This is a genomic window from Oceanicaulis sp., from assembly GCF_051859625.1.
In the GTDB taxonomy this organism is placed as follows: domain Bacteria; phylum Pseudomonadota; class Alphaproteobacteria; order Caulobacterales; family Maricaulaceae; genus Oceanicaulis.
In genome coordinates, this window is record NZ_JBHYFH010000003.1 from 88866 (window position 1) to 107166 (window position 18301).

19 protein-coding genes are annotated in these 18301 nt (G+C 65.0%); 8 read left to right on the top strand and 11 right to left on the bottom strand.

Translation table 11 applies throughout. The annotated features are described in order from the left end of the window. Position 1 precedes the first annotated feature (1 nt). The 3 genes from ACTIGF_RS13580 to ACTIGF_RS13590 form a co-directional block, all read right to left on the bottom strand. Positions 2–1234 carry a DNA-packaging protein gene (locus tag ACTIGF_RS13580; RefSeq protein WP_439637383.1) on the bottom strand — a complete coding sequence of 411 codons (1233 nt, stop codon included), beginning with the start codon at positions 1232–1234 and terminating at the stop codon, positions 2–4. Further along, positions 1191–1706, bottom strand: a complete 516-nt coding sequence (locus ACTIGF_RS13585; RefSeq protein ID WP_439637384.1) for a hypothetical protein — start codon at positions 1704–1706, stop codon at positions 1191–1193. Before ACTIGF_RS13585 ends, ACTIGF_RS13580 begins: the two co-directional genes overlap by 44 nt. Positions 1707–1825: 119 nt before the next feature. Then, positions 1826–2287, bottom strand: a complete 462-nt coding sequence (locus ACTIGF_RS13590) for a YcgN family cysteine cluster protein (RefSeq protein WP_439637385.1) — start codon at positions 2285–2287, stop codon at positions 1826–1828. A gap of 70 nt (positions 2288–2357) precedes the next feature. On the opposite strand from ACTIGF_RS13590, the gene ACTIGF_RS13595 reads away from it, so the two are divergent. Beyond that, a complete protein-coding gene (locus tag ACTIGF_RS13595) occupies positions 2358–4328 on the top strand; it encodes a transglycosylase domain-containing protein (protein ID WP_439637386.1) in 1971 nt (656 codons plus the stop codon). On the opposite strand, the gene ACTIGF_RS13600 is transcribed toward ACTIGF_RS13595, so the two are convergent. Then, positions 4274–5152 carry an ion transporter gene (locus ACTIGF_RS13600; RefSeq protein ID WP_439637387.1) on the bottom strand — a complete coding sequence of 293 codons (879 nt, stop codon included), beginning with the start codon at positions 5150–5152 and terminating at the stop codon, positions 4274–4276. The genes ACTIGF_RS13595 and ACTIGF_RS13600 overlap by 55 nt on opposite strands. Before the next feature lie 94 nt (positions 5153–5246). Between ACTIGF_RS13600 and ACTIGF_RS13605 the strand changes: the two genes are divergently transcribed. Both ACTIGF_RS13605 and ACTIGF_RS13610 read left to right on the top strand, forming a co-directional pair. After that, entirely contained in the window at positions 5247–5654 is a 408-nt protein-coding gene (locus ACTIGF_RS13605) for a PAN domain-containing protein (protein WP_439637388.1), read from the top strand. A 91-nt stretch (positions 5655–5745) separates the two neighbouring features. Further along, positions 5746–6834 (top strand): DUF2336 domain-containing protein, encoded by a 1089-nt coding sequence (locus tag ACTIGF_RS13610; RefSeq protein ID WP_439637389.1) that lies wholly within the window; start codon positions 5746–5748, stop codon positions 6832–6834. Here ACTIGF_RS13610 and ACTIGF_RS13615 read toward each other — a convergent pair. The 4 genes from ACTIGF_RS13615 to ACTIGF_RS13630 form a co-directional block, all read right to left on the bottom strand. Beyond that, positions 6831–8084 carry a mechanosensitive ion channel family protein gene (locus ACTIGF_RS13615; RefSeq protein ID WP_439637390.1) on the bottom strand — a complete coding sequence of 418 codons (1254 nt, stop codon included), beginning with the start codon at positions 8082–8084 and terminating at the stop codon, positions 6831–6833. The two genes, ACTIGF_RS13610 and ACTIGF_RS13615, sit on opposite strands and share 4 nt — an antisense overlap. After that, positions 8084–9682 (bottom strand): peptide chain release factor 3, encoded by a 1599-nt coding sequence (locus ACTIGF_RS13620; protein ID WP_439637391.1) that lies wholly within the window; start codon positions 9680–9682, stop codon positions 8084–8086. The genes ACTIGF_RS13615 and ACTIGF_RS13620 overlap by 1 nt, the downstream gene beginning before the upstream one ends. Positions 9683–9747: 65 nt before the next feature. After that, positions 9748–10161: a hypothetical protein gene (locus tag ACTIGF_RS13625; RefSeq protein WP_439637392.1), complete on the bottom strand. Its 414-nt coding sequence runs from the start codon at positions 10159–10161 to the stop codon at positions 9748–9750. 55 nt (positions 10162–10216) lie between these two features. Beyond that, on the bottom strand, positions 10217–10555 hold the full coding sequence (locus ACTIGF_RS13630; protein ID WP_439637393.1) for a DUF1491 family protein: 339 nt from the start codon (positions 10553–10555) through the stop codon (positions 10217–10219). A 106-nt stretch (positions 10556–10661) separates the two neighbouring features. On the opposite strand from ACTIGF_RS13630, the gene ACTIGF_RS13635 reads away from it, so the two are divergent. Both ACTIGF_RS13635 and ACTIGF_RS13640 read left to right on the top strand, forming a co-directional pair. Then, positions 10662–12191: a hypothetical protein gene (locus tag ACTIGF_RS13635; RefSeq protein ID WP_439637394.1), complete on the top strand. Its 1530-nt coding sequence runs from the start codon at positions 10662–10664 to the stop codon at positions 12189–12191. Between the two features lie 9 nt (positions 12192–12200). Next, positions 12201–13115, top strand: a complete 915-nt coding sequence (locus tag ACTIGF_RS13640; protein WP_439637395.1) for a hypothetical protein — start codon at positions 12201–12203, stop codon at positions 13113–13115. A gap of 36 nt (positions 13116–13151) precedes the next feature. Here ACTIGF_RS13640 and ACTIGF_RS13645 read toward each other — a convergent pair whose 3' ends face one another. Then, positions 13152–14918, bottom strand: a complete 1767-nt coding sequence (locus tag ACTIGF_RS13645) for a sensor histidine kinase (protein ID WP_439637396.1) — start codon at positions 14916–14918, stop codon at positions 13152–13154. Between the two features lie 157 nt (positions 14919–15075). On the opposite strand from ACTIGF_RS13645, the gene ACTIGF_RS13650 reads away from it, so the two are divergent. The 3 genes from ACTIGF_RS13650 (at position 15076) to ACTIGF_RS13660 (ending at position 17101) form a co-directional block, all read left to right on the top strand. Then, positions 15076–16074 (top strand): hypothetical protein, encoded by a 999-nt coding sequence (locus ACTIGF_RS13650; protein WP_439637397.1) that lies wholly within the window; start codon positions 15076–15078, stop codon positions 16072–16074. A gap of 155 nt (positions 16075–16229) precedes the next feature. Continuing rightward, a complete protein-coding gene (locus tag ACTIGF_RS13655; RefSeq protein WP_439637398.1) occupies positions 16230–16631 on the top strand; it encodes a hypothetical protein in 402 nt (133 codons plus the stop codon). Positions 16632–16681: 50 nt separating this feature from the next. Then, positions 16682–17101, top strand: coding sequence for a SufE family protein (locus ACTIGF_RS13660; RefSeq protein WP_439637399.1), 420 nt, complete (start codon positions 16682–16684; stop codon positions 17099–17101). Here ACTIGF_RS13660 and ACTIGF_RS13665 read toward each other — a convergent pair. Both ACTIGF_RS13665 and ACTIGF_RS13670 read right to left on the bottom strand, forming a co-directional pair. Continuing rightward, positions 17098–17868: a DUF6456 domain-containing protein gene (locus tag ACTIGF_RS13665; RefSeq protein ID WP_439637400.1), complete on the bottom strand. Its 771-nt coding sequence runs from the start codon at positions 17866–17868 to the stop codon at positions 17098–17100. The genes ACTIGF_RS13660 and ACTIGF_RS13665 overlap by 4 nt on opposite strands. Beyond that, positions 17865–18215 carry a helix-turn-helix domain-containing protein gene (locus ACTIGF_RS13670; protein ID WP_022701794.1) on the bottom strand — a complete coding sequence of 117 codons (351 nt, stop codon included), beginning with the start codon at positions 18213–18215 and terminating at the stop codon, positions 17865–17867. The genes ACTIGF_RS13665 and ACTIGF_RS13670 overlap by 4 nt, the downstream gene beginning before the upstream one ends. Between the last annotated feature and the right edge of the window lie 86 nt (positions 18216–18301).

Sequence of the window (18301 nt, forward strand, 5' to 3'; positions counted from 1 at the left end):
GTTAGAGCCGTCGCAGCCGGGGGCTGGCGGCGGAAGGCGTGAGGGCGGCGACCGCCCAGACCAGCGCATCCACCCGGTCCGGGCTGCCGCTCTGGTCGGGGGCGCCAAAGCTGCACATCTGGTCTTCCAGCGCCGGCATGCGCATCGCATGGCGAACGCGGCCGCGGGCGTAGAGCGCGGCGACGGGTTCAGCCCGCGCCCGCTTGCCGCGGCTGGCGTGAACCAGCCGCACCGGCAGATCCGGCGCTGCGGCCTGCAAGACGGCGCGGACCATGTCCCCGCCCTGATTGGCCTCGGCGATCACAGCGTCTGCGTCCAGGGCGTCAAAGGTTTCCGCCACCCGCGCCGCCCAGTCTTCAGGACGCGCCTGAAAGCTCGCGTCTTTCAGGATCACCAGACGAGCCTCGCGGCCCTGACCTGAGGCCCCGGCGGCGATGATGCCGCATTCATCCCCGGTCGCGCTGGCGGGCGGGTCCACCGCCACCACCACGCGCTCGGGCTCGAACTCTGAAAGCGCCAGCGCCTGATCAATCAGGCCACGCGTCCACAGCGCGCCTTCGGGATCGTCAATCAGAACGCCTTCCAGCTCTTGCCGCGCCAGACGGCTGGCGCCATAGCGTTCGGTCATCGCCGCGACGAAACCCGGCGCCAGATTGGGCGCGTTCGCATCGGTCGCAGCATGGCTGATCACCACGCCCGCCTGTTTCAGAAGCGCTTTCAAAGCTGGCAAGGGCCGCGGCGTGGTGGTGATCATCAATTGCGGCTGCTCGCCCAGCCGAAGCCCCAGCCCCAGCATGTCGAGCGTCTCCTGAGGCCGGGTCCAGGCCGCGAACTCATCCGCCCAGGCGCAGTCAAATTGCGGACCGCGCAAGCCGTCCGGGTCTTCAGATGAAAACCCGTACGCCATCGCCCCGTCCGGCCAGACCAGACGATGACGGCTGGCTTCATAGCGGGGACGGTCCTCATCCTCGCCGATATTGAGAAAGCCCGACGGGCCGGAAACCATCACCTCGCGCACATCGGAAAAGGTCGGCGCCACCAGCGCGATGCGCCGTCTGCCCGCCTTCACCTGCGCCCTCACCCACTCGGCTCCGGCGCGGGTCTTGCCCGCCCCGCGCCCACCGAGAAACAGCCAGGTGCGCCAGTCGCCGTCAGGCGGCAGCTGATCCGTGCGCGCCCAGAAGCGCCAGCTAGTCGCGAGGCGTTTCACCTCCTGAGGCGTCTGATTGCGCACCCACGCCCTTCGCTCTGAGATGCTCTGCGAGGCGATCGAGCCGGCGATCGAGTTCGGCGTAATAGTCTCGTTCGTCACCGGCCGACTCCTCAGCATGCAGGGCGGGGGCGCCGCCCGTCTCGGTCTGGGTCATGGTTTCACTCCAGTGTTTGAGATCGCGGCCCGCCTTGATCAGCGCGGCGATGGTCTTCGCCTGTCGCTCGGCCTTGCCCGCATCCCCGTCGTCGAGCGCCGCCAACGCCGCTTCCAGGCGCCGGTTCAGCTCTGCGATCATCCTTGCGGGCGCGGGGGGCGGGAAATGCTGATCAATCCAGCCGCATCTGTCGGTGATTGTTTTCGGCTTCAGCCCAAAGGTCGCCGCCAGGTGTTCGGCGCCCTGCCCGGCCCGCCAGCCTTCATGAATGGCGATCCAGTCAAAGCGCCGCCCCCCACCCGTCCGTTCCGGCGCCGGGAGGGGCGTCTTCGTGTTCATTTCGACCATGCCTGAACACTAGCCGATAACCGCCTCGGTCGGATTGATCGCACACGGTTTCGCCCAACGCCTTGCGGCGTCAGGGACGGTCGGTTCAGGGATGAAGGATAGGCGAGGCTTTATCCCCGCTTTGTGTCCTGACGGCTGACGATATGGCGTTCGAAATCGGCTTCATCGACGTCATTTTCGCTGACAAGCGCGCCTTTGACCGAATGCCCGGCGCGCACGACGCTTTCGCGATCACCGGTCTTCAGCGGATGCCAGTCGGGCAGGCTCTGGCCTTCATTGAGCAAGCGATAGGCGCAGGTGTCGGGCATCCATTTGAGCTGGTCGATATTCTTTGCGCTCAGCCGTACGCAGCCGGGCACATGGGTCTGGCGGTTGGCGTAGTCCGAGCAGCGCACGGTTTTCAGGTCCAGCAGCTTGCAGCCCACATTGGTGCGCCAGAAGGTGTCAGGGTCATCTTCATCGCCTAGAATGACGACGCAGCATTTACCGCAGCCATCGCACAGCGACTCCCATTCGCTGTCGCTCATTTCAGAAAGCGACTTGCGTTCGTAAAAGGGACGATTATCGCTCATGGCCTAAGTTTAGCCGTGATCGGCTGATTTTGAGACATGTCCCAAAGCCCGTACGGGCTGCGAAACTCTATTGAGGTCCGCCATCACATTCCGCGCCGATCAATCGCCCTCCCTTGTGACCCGGCTCAAAGCCCGCTGGCGCCTCATCGCGCTCGTCACCGTGCAACTGGTGCTGCTGGCGGGTCTGGCCTGCGGGGTTGTAATCTGGCGGTGGGCCTACCACGACTTGCCGTCGGTTCCAACAAACGCACAGGAATTGTGGAGCGTCCGGCGCGAAGCGGCGGTGACGGTGCTGGCGGAAAACGGCGCCATTCTGGGCCAGCGCGGCCCCCTGTATGCGCGTCCGGTACGGCTTGATGATCTGCCCGATCACGTCCCCCAGGCCTTCCTCGCCATCGAGGATCGGCGCTTTTACCAGCATGACGGCTTTGACGAGCGCGGCTTCGCCCGCGCCATGTGGGCCAATCTGCGCGCCGGCTCTCTGGTCCAGGGCGGCTCGACCCTGACCATGCAGCTGGTGAAAAACCTGATCCTCAGCCCCGAGCGCACCGCAAGGCGCAAGCTGCAGGAGATCCGCATCGCCACCGAGCTTGAGCGTCATCTGACCAAGCAGGAAATCCTCGAGCTTTATCTCAACCGGGTCTATCTGGGCGATCAGGCCTATGGGGTGGAAGCTGCGGCCCAGCGCTATTTCAACAAATCCGCCAGCGCGCTGACCGTCTCCGAAGCGGCGCTTCTGGCGGCGCTGCCCAAGGCGCCGTCGCGCCTGGCGCCGACCTCCAACCTGCCCGCCGCCCGCGCCCGCGCTGAATCGGTATTATTCAGCATGCTGGACGCCGGCTTCATTGATCAGGCGACCTATGAGACGGCCCTTGAAAACCCGACAGAGCTGGCGGCCGGCGATGAAAGCTTTGAGCCGGGCGCCTTTGGCTATGTCTTTGATCAGGCGGTCGCCGAAGCGCGCCAGCATCTGGGCGACGCGGCGAGCACGCCTGATCTGGTGATCCGCACCAGTCTGGACGTCGCCGCCCAGCGCGCCGCCGAACGCGCCGTCGCCGCTGTGATGGATTTGCAGGCCGAAGCGCGAAACGCCGACGAAGCGGCCTTGGTGGCGATGGATCATCAGGGCCGGGTGCGCGCCATGGTGGGCGGACGCGATTATACCGCCAGCCAGTTCAATCGCGCCGTTCAGGCCCGCCGCCAACCCGGCTCGGCGTTCAAACCCGTGGTCTTCGCCGCCGCGTTTGAAGCCGGGATGGAGCCCGCCACCGCCTTTAACGACGAACCCATCGAGATCGAGGGCTGGAGCCCTGAAAACTATGGCGGCGATTATCGCGGCCGGATCACCATCGCCGATGCGCTCAAACGCTCGATCAACACCGTCGCCGCCCAGGCGGGCGCCGCAGTGGGCGCGGACGCGGTCGCAGAAATGGGCCAGCGTCTGGGGATCACCACGCCGCTCAACGCCGTGCCGTCCTTATCGCTGGGCGCATCCGGGGTCAGCCTGATCGACATGACGCGGGTCTATGCCGTGTTCGCCAATGACGGCCGCCGTCCTGAACCGGTTCTGGTGCTGGAGGTGCGCAATTCGCGCGGTGATCTTCTGTATCAGGCGCCTGAGGCGACCGAAGGCCGTCAGGTGATCGAGCGCGAGCAGGCGCAATGGATGTCGACGCTGCTGCAAGGCGTTGTGATTGAAGGCACCGGCCAGCGCGCCCAGATCAATGGCCGCCGCGCCGCGGGCAAGACCGGCACCAGCCAGATGAGCCGCGACGCCTGGTTTGTGGGGTATACCGGACAGCTGGTCGCCGGCGTCTGGGTCGGCAATGATGACGACACGCCCACCGACGGCGTCACGGGCGGTCAACTTCCCGCCGAGATCTGGCGCCGCTTCATGAGCGAAGCCCATGAGGGCCTGCCCGCCGCCCCGCTGTCCGCCCCCGCGCCGCAACGACGCGGCGCCCGCGAAGAACGGCTGGCGGCGTATTATTCGGCTTTGTCGGCGCGATTTGAATCGCTCAAGGACGGCATTGACGACTGATCCTTAGCGCCCTCTTTCGCCAACAGCTCACGAATATCAGCGAGCTCTGAACGCAGGGCGCGCACTTCATGGATCAGCACTTCGCGCTCGTCATGCGCTTCAGCCTGACGCTCGGTCTCGGCGTCAAAATGCTTGGACTGCATGGAGTCCACGATCACCGCGATGAACAGGTTGAGCACGGCGAAGCTGGTGACGATCACAAAGCCGACGAAATAGATCCAGGCGAACGGATGCTCGGCGATCACAGGACGCGCGATGCCCATGGACCAGCTCTCCAGCGTCATCACCTGAAACAGCGTGTAGGCCGAGCCGCCCAGATCGCCGAAAAACTGCGGATGGGTGCCCGAAAACAGCTTTGCGCCCATCACTGACGCCACATAAAAAATCACGCCCAGAACCAACATGATCGCGCCCATGCCGGGGATCGCCTTGCCCAGCGCCTCGACCACCGAGCGCATTTCAGGAATGACCGAGAACAGGCGGAACAGGCGCAAAACCCGCAGGGCCCGCAGCACGGTGAACGCGCCCGCCGCCGGCACCAGAGAAATGGCGACCACCAGGAAATCAAACCAGTTCCAGCCTGACTTGAAGAAGTTCAGCCTGTGTACGAAGACCTTCAGAGCGATCTCGACCACAAAGGCGGCGATGATCGCCTTGTCGGCATAGCTCAGAACCTGAACCACGATGTCGGGCAACGGATAGGTCAACAGGCCCAGGATCGCCGCATTCACCAGGATCAGCGTCGTGATGGTGTTGCGGAACGCCGCGCTGTCCAGCAGCCGCGCCACGGAGTTTTTGCTCGCCTCAGGTGTCACGTCGCTCATCACAGGCCTCAAAGCAGGAGATCAGCCGCTTGGTTAGCCGCGCCACAGGTTCGGCGCAACGGTTTGTCAAACTCATGACGGCATATTCGCAGCCATGATGATCGCCCTGCTGATGATGGTGCAAAGCGCCAGCCCCGCCCCGCTCACCCTGCCGCCAGGTGCGATCCTGGACGCGCAGGCCCGCCGCGGGGTGTTGATGCGGCTGGACGGCGCCGCCGCGCAAAGCCCCCAAGCGTGCATCAGCGCCTGTGATCTGACGCCGAACTGTCAGGCCTGGACCTATCACCGTCCCGAAGCCGACCGCGCGCCGCGCTGTGATCTGCACCCGATCGCGGGGCCCAGTCATTTTGATCCCGGTGCGATCACCGGCCTGTCGCCGGCGCTGGCCGCGCGGATCGAAGCCGGCGCCGAACGCGCGCCGAGCGTGCGTGAACGCCGCGCGCTCTCGCACGAAGACGCCCCTGCAGCGCCGCCCCGCTCGGACGAGCTGGCGGGCGGCTAGAAAATACAACTGAACCGGGTGTTAACCACGGTGCGCCACGCTTTCTTTACATCATTGCCTGCATGATGAGCCGCTCACTGCGGAGGCCGGCATGACGGTTTCGTCCAAGCTTCATAAGCTGACCGAACTTGCGAAAGAAAAATCATCCGATCGCCGCCGCGATTTGCTGCGCGAGGTGACGGATCTGTTTTTTGACGCGCCGCCCGCCGGCGATTCTCCGGCGCAGGGCCAGTTCGACGATATCCTGCGCACCCTCGCGAACGAAACCGCCCAGGACGCCCGCGCCGAGCTGGCGGACCGCTTCGCCGACACCCCCTTCGCCCCCAAGGGCCTGATCCGGCAACTGGCCGCGGACGCCATTGAAGTGGCCGCGCCGATCCTGTCCCGCTCGTCTGTGCTGACCGACGAAGACCTGGTCACCATCGTGCACGAAACCGGTCAGGCCCATATCCAGGCCATCGCCAAACGCGAGAGCGTGTCTGAACGCCTGTCGCACGCCATCGTCGAAAAGGGCGATGACGACACTGTCGCCACCCTGATCCGCAATGACGGCGCCCAGCTGTCGCGCACCACCTATGAAGAAGTGGCCCGGCGCGCTGAAGACAGCGAAACCCTGCAAGGCCCGCTGGTGGAGCGCGCCGACGCCCCCGCAGACCTGCTGAACGATCTGATGGTGGTGGTCAGCCGCACCCTGCGCGACAAGATTTCCCAGCGCTTTGACAAGCTTGAACCCGGCGTTCTGGAAGCGGCGCTCGCCGCCTCCCAGGCCCGGCTTGAAAAGCGCATGTCCGAAGACAAGGCACTGAATGAAGCGCGGCGCTACCTCGCCTCCAAACAGGTCCGCAAGGAACTCGACGGCGCCCTTCTGGTCAGCCTGTTGCGCGAAAAGAAACCCGTGCATTGCGCCCTGGGCCTCGCCGAGCTGACGGGGGTGGATTACTTCACCGCCAAGCGCGCGCTGGAGCATAAGAGCCCCGACGGGCTGGCGCTGATCTGCAAGGCCTCAGGCATTGAAAAAGCGCTGTTCGTCACCCTCGCGGTCCTGCGCAGCCAGGCCGCCGACAACGCCTTCAACGATGCGCGCGAGATCGGCGTCATCTATGAAAAGCTCGAGCCGGAACAGGCCGAACGCGCCCTGCGATTCTGGAAGCTGCGCAAACAGGCCGCCGCTGCGGCCTAACGGCCCTCGCCCATTTCCCCATCATGGTTCTCGCCGCGGGCGATCTGACGGTTCTGCTTGTCGGGGTCGTCCTGAGGCTCGTGCTTTTTCACCTTGGGCGGCACGAACAGCTCCGCGCCGTCATCCATGTAGATGGTGGTGGACGGGAAGGCGAAGCCGGTGCCGGCCTCTTCCACAATGCGCTTGATCGCGAACGCCAGCTCTTCCTTGATGCGCAGCCACTCGCCCCAGTTCGTGGTGGTGGTGAAGCAATACAGGAAGAAGTCGATCGAGGACGGGCCGAACTTGTCCACATGCATGAAGGTGGAGACTTCCGGCGGCTTGGCGAATTCAGGATGGTTCAGCACCCAGTCGAGCACATTGTCGCGAATATAGGCGAGCTGCTCGGTCGTGGTCTTGTACTCCACCCCGATCACCCAGGAGATCCGGCGATGGGTCATGCGCGAGAAGTTGGTCACCGCCTGATCTGACAGGAAGGCGTTGGGCACATAGACCGGGCCCTTGTCAAACCGGCGAATGAGCGTTGAGCGGAAATTGATCTGCTCGACCGTGCCTTCCACAACGCCGTCCACCTTGACCCACTCGCCCGGCACGAACCGCTTTTCGGTGAGGATCAGAATGCCCGCGATCAGGTTCTTGAACAAATCCTGCGCGCCCAGACCCACCGCGACGCCCAGAAGCCCCAGGCCGCCGATGACGCCCGCAACCGGGATTTCCCACAGCGACAGGACAGTCGCCACACCAATGATCAGGAACAGGATGCGCAGCGCTTTCGCCATCCAGTCAATCATCACCGGATTGAGCGCGCGGCGCAGCGGCGCAAACAAGAGCGCCACCGGCGCGACCGCATTATGCAGCGCCCAGAACAAGGCGATCACCATGGCGGTCTGGACCACGCGGTCGCCATTGATCGGCGCGCCTTCCGCCCTCAGGCCCAAGATCGTCATGGCGATGAACAGGCCGATGATCACCGGGATCAGCTTGATCGGGCCGTACAGCGCTTCCAGCAGCTTGTCGTCAAGCTGGGTTTCGGTCTTGGTGGCCGCCTTGCGCACCCGGGCGATGATCACCGAGGAAAACAGGCCGCGGAACACGATCGAAATCGCCAGCACGCCGATCGCGCTGAGCCCCTGCCCCACTGAATATCCCAGAAAGCTCGTCTCCCAGACCTGACCCGCCAGGGCGAAAAACTCCGACATCGACGCCCGAACCGGTTCGGGCAATTGTTCGGTGACGGCCTGCACGCTCATCAGCTGCGCTCCTTGGTGGCGCTGAAGGTGATGTTGGGGAATTTCTCCTGAGAGTAATTCACCTCCCAGGCTGATTTGGCCATGAAAACCGGGTCGCCGTCGATATCTTCGGCGACGGCGGTCTTGTGGCGGTCGATGAAGGCTTCAAGGTCGGCGTCCGAGCCCGAAATCCATCGCGCTGTGTCATAGGGGCTCGCTTCAAAGACCACGTCGATGCCGTATTCATCGGCCACGCGCTGAGCCATCACCTCGATCTGCAGCGCGCCCACGGCGCCGATGATGAACTCACCACCGACCTGCAGGCGGAACAGCTGGGTGACGCCTTCTTCAGCGAGGGATTCGAGCGCCTTCTTGAGGTGCTTGGCCTTGAGCGGGTCTTTCAGCCGCGCCCGGCGCAGCATTTCCGGCGCAAAGTTGGGGATGCCCGACACCCGCCATTTGCCGCTTTCAGACAGGGTGTCGCCCACCCGCAGCACGCCATGGTTGGGCACGCCCATCACATCGCCGGCGAACGCCTCGTCGGCGATTTCGCGGTCAGAGGCGAAGAACAGGATCGGGTTGTGAACCGACAGGGTCTTGCCGCCTTCGGTCTTCAGCTTCATGCCGCGTTTGAACTGACCGGAGCTCAGACGCACGAAGGCCACCCGGTCGCGGTGGTTGGGGTCCATATTGGCCTGCACCTTGAAGACGAAACCCGCGACTTCCTTGTCGCCCGGCTCCAGCACGTCGCGCGGGCCTTTGGCGGCCGCTTGCGGCTGCGGGCCCGGCGCGTGATCGGCCAGGGCGTCCAGAAGCTCATGCACCCCGAAGCGGCGCAGCGCCGAGCCGAAATAGACCGGGCTGAGATGGCCCTCTTCAAAGCTCTTTCGGTCAAACGCGGGCAACAGCTCGCGCGCCATGTCGACGCCTTCGCTCACCTCGGTCAGCTCTTCCTCGCTGAGAACCTTGTGGATCGCCTCGCTGTCCAGCGGCACGCGTTCAGAACGGCTGACCTCGCTGTCATCGGGGCGCTTGTAGAGCACGAACTCATTGGTACTGAAGTCGGCGACGCCCTTGAAGCGGTTGCCGGACCCGCACGGCCATTGCATCGGGCTGACGTCGAGGGCCAGCTTGTCCTGGATGTCATCAAGCAGTTCGAACGGCTCCATCGCCTCGCGGTCGAACTTGTTGATGAAGGTGATGATGGGGATGTCGCGCAAGCGGCACACCTCCACCAGCTTCAGGGTGCGCGGCTCGACGCCCTTGGCGGCGTCCAGCACCATGATGGCGCAGTCGGCGGCCGTGAGCGTGCGATAGGTGTCTTCTGAAAAGTCTTCGTGACCCGGCGTGTCGAGCAGGTTGAAGATCAGATCGCGATATTCATAGGTCATCACCGAGGCCGAGACCGAAATCCCGCGCTCGCGCTCGATCTTCATCCAGTCTGACTGGGTGCGGCGGTTCTCGCCCCGCGCGCGCACCTGTCCGGCCAGGCGGATCGCGCCCGCCTCTAACAGCAGCGTCTCGGTGAGCGTCGTCTTACCCGCGTCAGGGTGAGAGATGATGGCGTATGTGCGCCGGCGCGCCCATTGCGCGCCGTCAGCGGCGGAGGTCATCGGCATATCCTGCAAAAGTCTTCAGACCCGCGAGGTAGCCGAGGCGCAAGGCGCACGCAAGCGCCGAGGCTTCAGGCCTGCATGCGCGCGGGAACCTGAGACCAGACCGCCATGTTCGCCATCTGACCTGAAAGACGATTTTCCGCCTGAAGATCCAGGAGCTGTTTCATCGTCACCAGCGACACTGAGGCCAGTCTCACCTGGACATCGGCGGACGTCTTGGCGCCCTGAGGCGAAACAGCCAACAGAGCATTGGCTTCATCAGTCTTCAAGGCGATGAGACTTGAGAGGAAGGTCGCGCTCTCAGGATCGGTCTTGGCCAGGCCCGGGCGCTCATGCACCCACTCACGCACCATTCTGATGACTTGCCCGATCCGCATGTTGCGCAGCGTCAGCGCATTGATTCCCAAAGCCTCGCCACGCTCTCGCGCAGTCTGGTTTGCGTCGCCCAGATCATAGACGGCATCGTTGAACAAGAAGAGCATTGTACATTATTCCGTCGGCGGTTTTCCAACTGGCGATTAGCATGCCTGAACGGTCTTAAGATTTATCAATCGCCTCGTTAAGGAAGTGTCGACCATGCGGGTCGTCGACCTCCACCAGCCATAGATCCGGATCATCCTCCAGACGCCGCCTGGCATAGGCGTCCGCGTCCTGTTCCGGGACGGGATCAGCCCCCAGCGGCGTCATCCAGACCCGCTCGCCCTCGAAATTCCGCATCGGCGCATACAGCTGCGCCATGCGCTCGGGCAACAGGGTTTTCAACAAGATAACGCCCGCATCGGGATCCCCTTTATGGGCCACGTAAATGCTGGCGCCAGCGCTTTCCGCGCGCCAGCGCAAGGCGTCCACCCAAAACCGCGCTCTCAGATCCGTCATCGTCAATTCACTTGCTGGCAGGGCAATTGCTTAATAGTCTGTTAATTGAGGGGAACGTTTCATGCTGACACAAATTCGTCCACTGGGTCTTATTGTTATAGGTCTCATGAGCCTTGTCGCCGTTCAGACGCAGGCTGCGGCTCAGGATTTCCGGGCCGCGCGCTCTGAAGAAGTGTTGCTGACCGAGCTGACAGGCGCCAGCGCCGATCTCCGCCTCGACGCGGATCACCGCGAAATCCGGATCCCCTTCACCATCGCCCCCAGCGCCGATCCATCCGGGATCGAACTCTTGATGAACGCCATCCCTGACAGCGCCCGCTCTGGCGGTCGCATCGAGGCGTTCGTGAACCGCTCGCGCGCCGTGGTCCTGCAACCGCGCGCGGAATCCTTTGAAGCGCGTTTCTCCCTGTATTCCGATGATCTGCGCGCCGGCGAGAACACGCTTGTCCTGCGCATCGTCGAGCCAGGCGAAGACGGCTGGACCCTGTCCGCCCAGGCTAGCCGCCTGCGCATCTCCGCCGCCCCGCCCCTGGGCTATTCGGCCCTGTCAGAAGTGGAAGCCGCGCTGAACGCAGACTTCGCCGCGCCGCGCCGGGTGCATGTGGATGCGCAAGCCGCCGGTGATGACGAGCTGGCCGTGGCCGCCCTGATCGCCCAGGGCCTGGCCCTGCGCATGGGTGAAGCGCCGATCCTGGTCAGCGACGCAGACGTCGCCGAGCTGGTGGTCACCGCTTTCGTGCGCGGCTCCGGCGCGCCGGCCATTGATCTGACCGGCCCGTCTGAAGTGCGCCTGTCCGCCGCCTCCCCTGCGGCGCTGATCGCCTCGGCGCGCCTGTTCGCCGCCCGCTCCATGCAGGCGCACACCGTGCGCTTTGACATGGCCGCAGCCCTGAGCGCGCCGCGGCTTGAAGTGACCCCGACGCCGGTCAGCGCCGATCGCGACGCTCTGGCGGGCCTCGCCAATCTTGGCGCGCCCTTTGGTCTTGATCAGGGGGGCCGCGCCGCCGTGGTCATCGCCGCCTCTAACGAAGACCAGCGCAACGCCGCACTGTCGGTGATCGCGCGCGCCGGTCTCGCCTCGGGCTCGGCCTGGCTGTACGCCTGGTTCGGCGATGATGTCGACGCGGCGCCTGAACGCTATGACCTGATGGTTCTGGGACCGCAGGCCTCGCTGGATCCGCGCCTTCTGGCTGCGGCTCCAGGTGAAGTGCGCGCCGCCGCCAACGCCGCCGCCAATCGCACGCCGCAACGCCGACGCTATTACGGCTCCACCGCCTATGCCGCCGACCCCAGTGAGCGCGATGCGCGCATCACCGGCGTCGCCGCCCTGTTCGTCACGCCCGAAGGCCGCCAGGTCGCCCTGTTCACCGCCCCTGACGGCGCTGATTTCGCCCGCGCCGCCAAGCGACTGGCCCGGTCGGAAATGTGGACCGAGCTCGATGGCCGCGCCGCCCTGTGGGACGCCAGCAATGTGACCCATTTCGGCCCGTCCGCCGCGCCACGTTTCTCGGCGGAATGGATCAGCGGCGAGCTGCGCGCCCATGACGAATGGCTGGCGCTGGGCGCCTTCTCTCTGGCTGTGCTGCTTTTGCTGGGCAGCATCAATGTAAACCGGACGTCAAGACGCACCTCGTAAGATGACGGGATGTGGCTCGCATCCCTCACCCTTCTGACCGCGCAATCCGCGGCCAATATCGACGCCTCGTTTGACGCCTATGAACTGCGTCTTGAAGCGCGGTCGGCGGACGAGGCCTGCGCCGTGTTCACCGAGGTGGAGCGCGACCTTCTGAACGCCGCCATCAAGCGCAGCCGGGACGATGCGGTGCTGCAAGGCGCCAGCCCCTCCCAGCTCAACCAGTTCGAAACCCGCCAGAGCGATGCGTTTGAAACCTCATGCCGGGCCGCGTTCGACCTGCCCGGCGTTGAGAACCACCGCAATGAAGTGTTGCGGCTGACCGGGTTTGATCAGGCGCGCTTTCAGGGCCGCGAACAGAGCTGGACCGCCCAGCGCGGCGGCGTCTCTGACGATTACGCCCGATGGAGCATCGTCCAGAGCCTCGGTCAGGGCGACGCGAATTTCGGCGTTTTCCAGCAAGGCGACGAGACCGGACTGGCCCTGAGCCTGCGCACACCCTTGCGCCCCGCCTATGCGGTGGCGTTCCTGCGCGACACTAGCCGGGAGCCTTATCCTGTGGACATGACGGCGGGCGGCTTGCTGCCTCCGCCCGACAACGACCCTGTCAGCGCCTGGAGCGCGCCCTCAGACCGGCTGGTGCGCGTCTTCGCCACTGAAGCGCTGAGCGCCCAGCGCGCCGGTGAGCTGGCGCCCGCCGCGGGGGCGCCCGCTGTGGGCTTTCAATTCCCCGACACGCTGGTGGCCGAACTGGCGAGCCTGGCGCCGCGCGAAGGCGCTCGCATTGATCTTTACGACGCCACAGGCGTGGTGATCGAGCGTTATTGGGTGGAGATCGGGGCGCTGGACGCCGCCATGGGCTTCATGCGCCTGCCGCGCATGGCGCCGCAAAGCCCGGCCACGACGGACCTGACCGCGTCCAACTAGTTCATCTGTGTTTGAAAGCAGACAGCCCAGGCCAGCTTACGCCGCGCCGTCCTTGGCCTGGATGATGACTTCACCGGCCTGTTGCGCAGCGGCGATGCGCTGATGCACTTCCAGCGGGACGAAGTCCGTCACCTCGCCTTTGGCCTGTCCCATCACCGGCAAGCGCACAGTGACCGTGGTGCCCTGGCCCGGCGCGCTTTGCAGGCGGACTTCGCCGTTCTGCATGTCCGCCAGCGCCTGAACCAGCGACAGGCCCAGGCCGGTGCCACGTTCAGAGGTTTCCTTGCCCGAGCGGGTCTGATGATAGGGCGTGCCCAGTTCATCGAGCTCATCAGCGGCGATGCCGACGCCGCTATCGCCGACCGCCAGCACCAGATCTGCCCCGTCCTGACGCGCCATCACCACAACGGCGCCGCCTTCGGGGGTGAATTTCACGGCGTTCGACAACAGGTTCAACAGGATCTGGCGCATCGCCTTGCGATCTGCGTTCACGGCCAGATCTGAATCGCCCGGCTCGCAATACAGCGCAATGCCGCGATCCTTGGCGCGCGGACCGATCATCTTGGCGCAGATCGAAACCACGTCGCGGGCGTCAAACTCTTCAGGGCTGAGTTCATATTTGTCCGCTTCGATCTTGGACATGTCCAGAACGTCGCCGATCAGCTCCAGCAAATGCTCGCCGCTTTCATGGATCAGATCGCCATATTCGGCGTAGCGCGCCGGCAGCGGGCCGAACAGGCGCTGCTTGATGATGTCGGAGAAGCCGATAATGGCGTTGAGCGGCGTGCGCAGTTCATGGCTGACCGCGGCGAGGAATTCAGACTTGGACCGGCTGGCCGCCAGCGCCGCATCGCGTTCCGCTTTCAGGCGCGCGCTCTCTTGAGTGCTCAGCGTGTCCGCTTCGGCGACTTCGGCGCGCGGCGGGTCAAGCCGGATCACAAAGCCCGTATCCGTGGCCAGGGCGTGCGCGTCCAGTTCATGCCGGGCGCCGCGCGCAGAGCGCACGGGGAAGGTGAAAGCGCTTTCAAGGCCCTGGGCGTCATGAAGCGCGGTTTGAAGCCCGGCGTCGATCTGGGCGCGGCCCGCATCGTCAAACGCCAGGCCCTTCACGCACAAACCGCCCAGATCGCGCGGCGCGCCAGGCGCATAGCCGCGCATGCGTTGAGACACCGCTGCGATGCGGCCTGTCCGGTCCAGCGCCAGCAAAGCGGCGGGCGCGTTCTCAAAGCCCTGCGCCGCCGGCTCCAACGCCTCCAGCTTTGTCTGCGTCCGCTCCAGCTGCCCCACCAGCTGAACCCGCGCCGCAAAGCCGCAAATCGCAAAGAACACCGCCAAGACCAGCCCGGTCAGCGGGCTCGCCGTCAGGACCTGGGATCCCGACGCAAGCGGTCCCCACAGGCTCGCCAGTCCGACCATGATGAAGGCGAGCGTGTTCATGGTCGCGCTCAGGCGCACATCTTTATGCAGTCCCGATGCAGAGAGAGCCGCCGGCCCGATCAGAAACGCCAAAGCCGCCGGCGACAGGGCCGACCCCACGGCCAGCGCCGCAGCGAAACCGGGAAGCGTCCAGGCCAGCGCCAGAATGAAGCGCACTGAATCCAGGCGCGCCTTGCGCTTTCCGCCCAGCATCAGGCCCAGCAAACCCGGCGCGGCGGCCACAGACAATAGCGCCAAATCTGATTGCGCCAGAGGGGTTTGCGCGCCCAGACCGATCAAGGCGACCAGCCCCAGCCAGCCGCCATGAATCAGGCGCGGAGCCTGTTGATCCATAAACCGGGCGACGGAGGCGATGGCTGGGCGCATGAAAGCGAATCTCGACTCAAAAATGAGAATAGAACCGCACGCTCGTCTGGGGCCGTTAACAATTACTGAATTCGCGTCAAAGAGTGCGAGCCCCCTTGGCGCGGCCGCTGCACTAGGTCATGATCGAAAGCAGGTTTTTCGCCGGGATCACGACATCATGATTTTTGCCGCCCTCAGCTTCGCCCTGTTGTCTGCGACTCAGGAGCCTGCGCCACAGGAGCCGTCCGGCCCCGTCCTGACGCTGCCGGCGCCCCAGGCTGCGCAAACCACGCCGGACACCACCGAGCCCGAAGTTCTGCTGAACGCGCAGACCTACGCCGCCTATCGCTCCGATGTGACCCTGGCGGGGGAGCGCGAGCTTCTCTCCGGCGCCGATCTCGACGCCACCATGGACGCGCTGTCGCGCTATTATGACGGCGATCGGCTGGTGAACGCACAGATCGCCTATGCGGCGCTCGTCGCGGCGCGCAATCCCGAATTCATCGACGCCGTTCGCGCCGTCGCCGATTATTACGGCACCGAGACCGCCGCCGCCGCCCTGACCCATGACCCCATGTATGTGACCGGCTTCATGGGTGCGGACACGGCCGGGCAGGATGTCGCCCAGGCGATTGACGGCGATGTCACTGAAATCCGCGAAGTCGGCGCCCGCTATCGCCAGGCCGCCTATGATCTACAGCACGAGCGCTGGGCCCAAACCCGCGCCCGCGACCGGGCGGAACGCCTGTCCTCGCTGGAAAGCGCCTCGGAGCGACTGGACGTGCAGTTCCGCGCGCCTGACTCGCCCGCCGCTGCCCCCATGGGATCGGCATCCACCTTGTTCGCCCAACCTGAAACCGTGGATCTGAACCTGCCTGAGCTGAGCGTGGAAGTGGGCCAGAGCCAGCTCCAGCCCGATGAGCGCCGTGTGGGCCGCATGCTGTCGCTGGCGGCGCTGGACGCCATTGAAGACGGCGACATGACCTTCATGGACCGCCTGCTCGACGATCCGGCTGTGGAGCGCTGCATGCAATGGGTGCGTCTGGATCTCGCCCAGTGCGTGGCGGCGGGGCATTTCAAGTATGAAGACAGCTTCTGCATCGCCGAACATGCGCTCAATGACGTGGCCGATTGCCTGACCGCGACGCGAGCGCCGGATGAAGCTGTGTCAAATTGAGACAGTTTGATCGGTAACGTAAGCCGAAGTTAAGGGTAAGTGTTCAGCGTTAACACACACTTTACCCTTAATTGCACATCGGCTGGTATTTCCGGGAACTATTTTCTAGCCTCAGAATTGCTTCAAGACCTGAAGTGAGTTGAAAAGAGGCTGGCATGCTCCGCACCGTGCTACGCGCCATTTTCTGGACCGCCGTGACGGCGGCTTTCATCCCTGCCGGCTTTAGCGCCGCGCCGGATGGAGCGTTTGCGCGTGAAACCCGCGAGCTGATCATAGCGACTGATGCTCTGGACAATTCTCGGGGTCTGACCCGCCAGGCGGGTCAACAGACGCGTGAGTTCTGCAACGAACAGTCTGAAGCCTGCGCCGTCGGCCAACAACTCGCCAGCTTCTCCTCGCTTGTGGTGGGCGTCGTCTCTGACCGCGCCCAGACCTGGGCCGCAGATCAACGCGACCAGGCGCCCCTCGCCCCCGGCGCCCTGCCTCAAGACGCTCCGGCGCAAAGCCTCGACGCGCTTCTGGCGGACGTCACCCGCGAGACCTCTGACCTGCGATAGACGCGGCGCTGGTCTTGCCCTGCCTCGGCGTGCGCTTTACCTCAGCGTTCATGACCGATCTTCAAGCTGACATCGACGCCCTTGTTGACGAGTTCGACTTCCTGGGCGACTGGGAAGAGCGCTACCGCTATCTCATCGAGATGGGCCAGGCCCTGCCCGGCCTGCCCGAGGCCGAGCGCACCGACGACACCCGCGTCAAAGGCTGCGTCAGCCAGGTCTGGATGGTGATTGATGACGGCCCGGATCATGCGCTGGAGCTGCGCGGGGATTCCGACGCCCATATCGTCAAGGGCCTGGTGGCGCTGCTAAGCCGGCTCTATGACGGCCGCAGCCCGCAAGAGGCGCTCTCCATTGATCCCAAAGAGGTTCTGGGCCGCATCGGCCTCGCCGAACACCTCTCGCCGCAACGCTCCAATGGGCTCGCCTCGATGATCAAGCGTATCCAGGCCGAGGCGCAGGCGCGCGTTTAGCGCTCAAACAACTCCACCCCCGCCCCCCTCGGCTTTAGCCGATAGTGAACCGCCAGCCGATCGAGCGCCAGTTTCAGCGCTTGCGCGCCGGACCGTGACGGCCAGTTGAGGCGGCGTTCGGCCTCGGTCATGGCGCTTTGACGGATCAGGATTTCCACCAGCCAGTGATCGAGTCCCGGGCCGACGGCAGCGAGCGCGTCCATCACGCGTTCTTGTGCGTTCAGGCGCTGGATCGGCGCCTCGCTGCGGTCCCTTGGCGCGGAACGCGCGCCGCCGCCGGGCACGCCGCTCCAGCTTTGCGTGACGCGGCTTGTGAGGGTGGAGCGTTCATAATCGCGCATCAGGCTGTCGGCCGCATTGAGATGCACAGGCTCCAGCAAGGCGGGACGTCCGTTCTGAGGCCGGGCATAGCGCGCCAGCGGGCCGTCGAGCGTTGTCGGGTTCACCGTCTGCAGCCTGAGCCCGCCCTCAGGGTCGGGCAGCGTCTTGCGGGCGAGGGTCAGGGCGGGTCGGGCGCCCGCGGCCTCGCCCTCATCAAGACAGCGCCGCCCCATCTGCGTCAGTATGAATGAGCCCTCTTGCCCCTCGGCCAGCCAGCCCTGCTCCAGCGCCTGCGTCAGAGCGGCGTCGCTGACGCTCGCCAACGGCCGGCGGCGACGGTCGGCGCCGGCGTAGACGCCATAGCCCGACCGCCCGCCGCTCCGAGGCGCCAGCCGGGCGCCCGGCCGGGCCAGACGCCGCAGCCAGCCAGGAACAGCGGCGTTCATTGGGTCATGCCGAAGGGAATGAGGTCCGGCCCCGGCGCGGAGCGCAAGCAGGCTTCGAGATCCTCCATCGCCGCGTCAAAGGCGGGGTCGTCGCGCGCGTCCTCGATCCGGTGACAGGCATGGGCGGCGGTGGAACGATCGCGGCCAAACGCATCCGCCACCCGGTTGAGGCTCAACTCGAACGCCACATGGGTCAGATAGATGGCGGCTTGTCGCGCCAACGCAGCGCGCGCTCGTCCCCGTGTGGGGCTGCTGATTTCCTCGACCGGCACGCCAAAGGCGTAAGCGGCGGCCTGTTGCGCCAGCCGGGCGCGGGCCTGGTCCAGAACAAGCGTGTTGGTACGCATCGGGTTATCCCCTCCCTTATCGATCCTTCTGTGAAGTATAGGATCGCGCTGCGGGGTGAGGATAACATTCCTATTGGGAGCGCGTG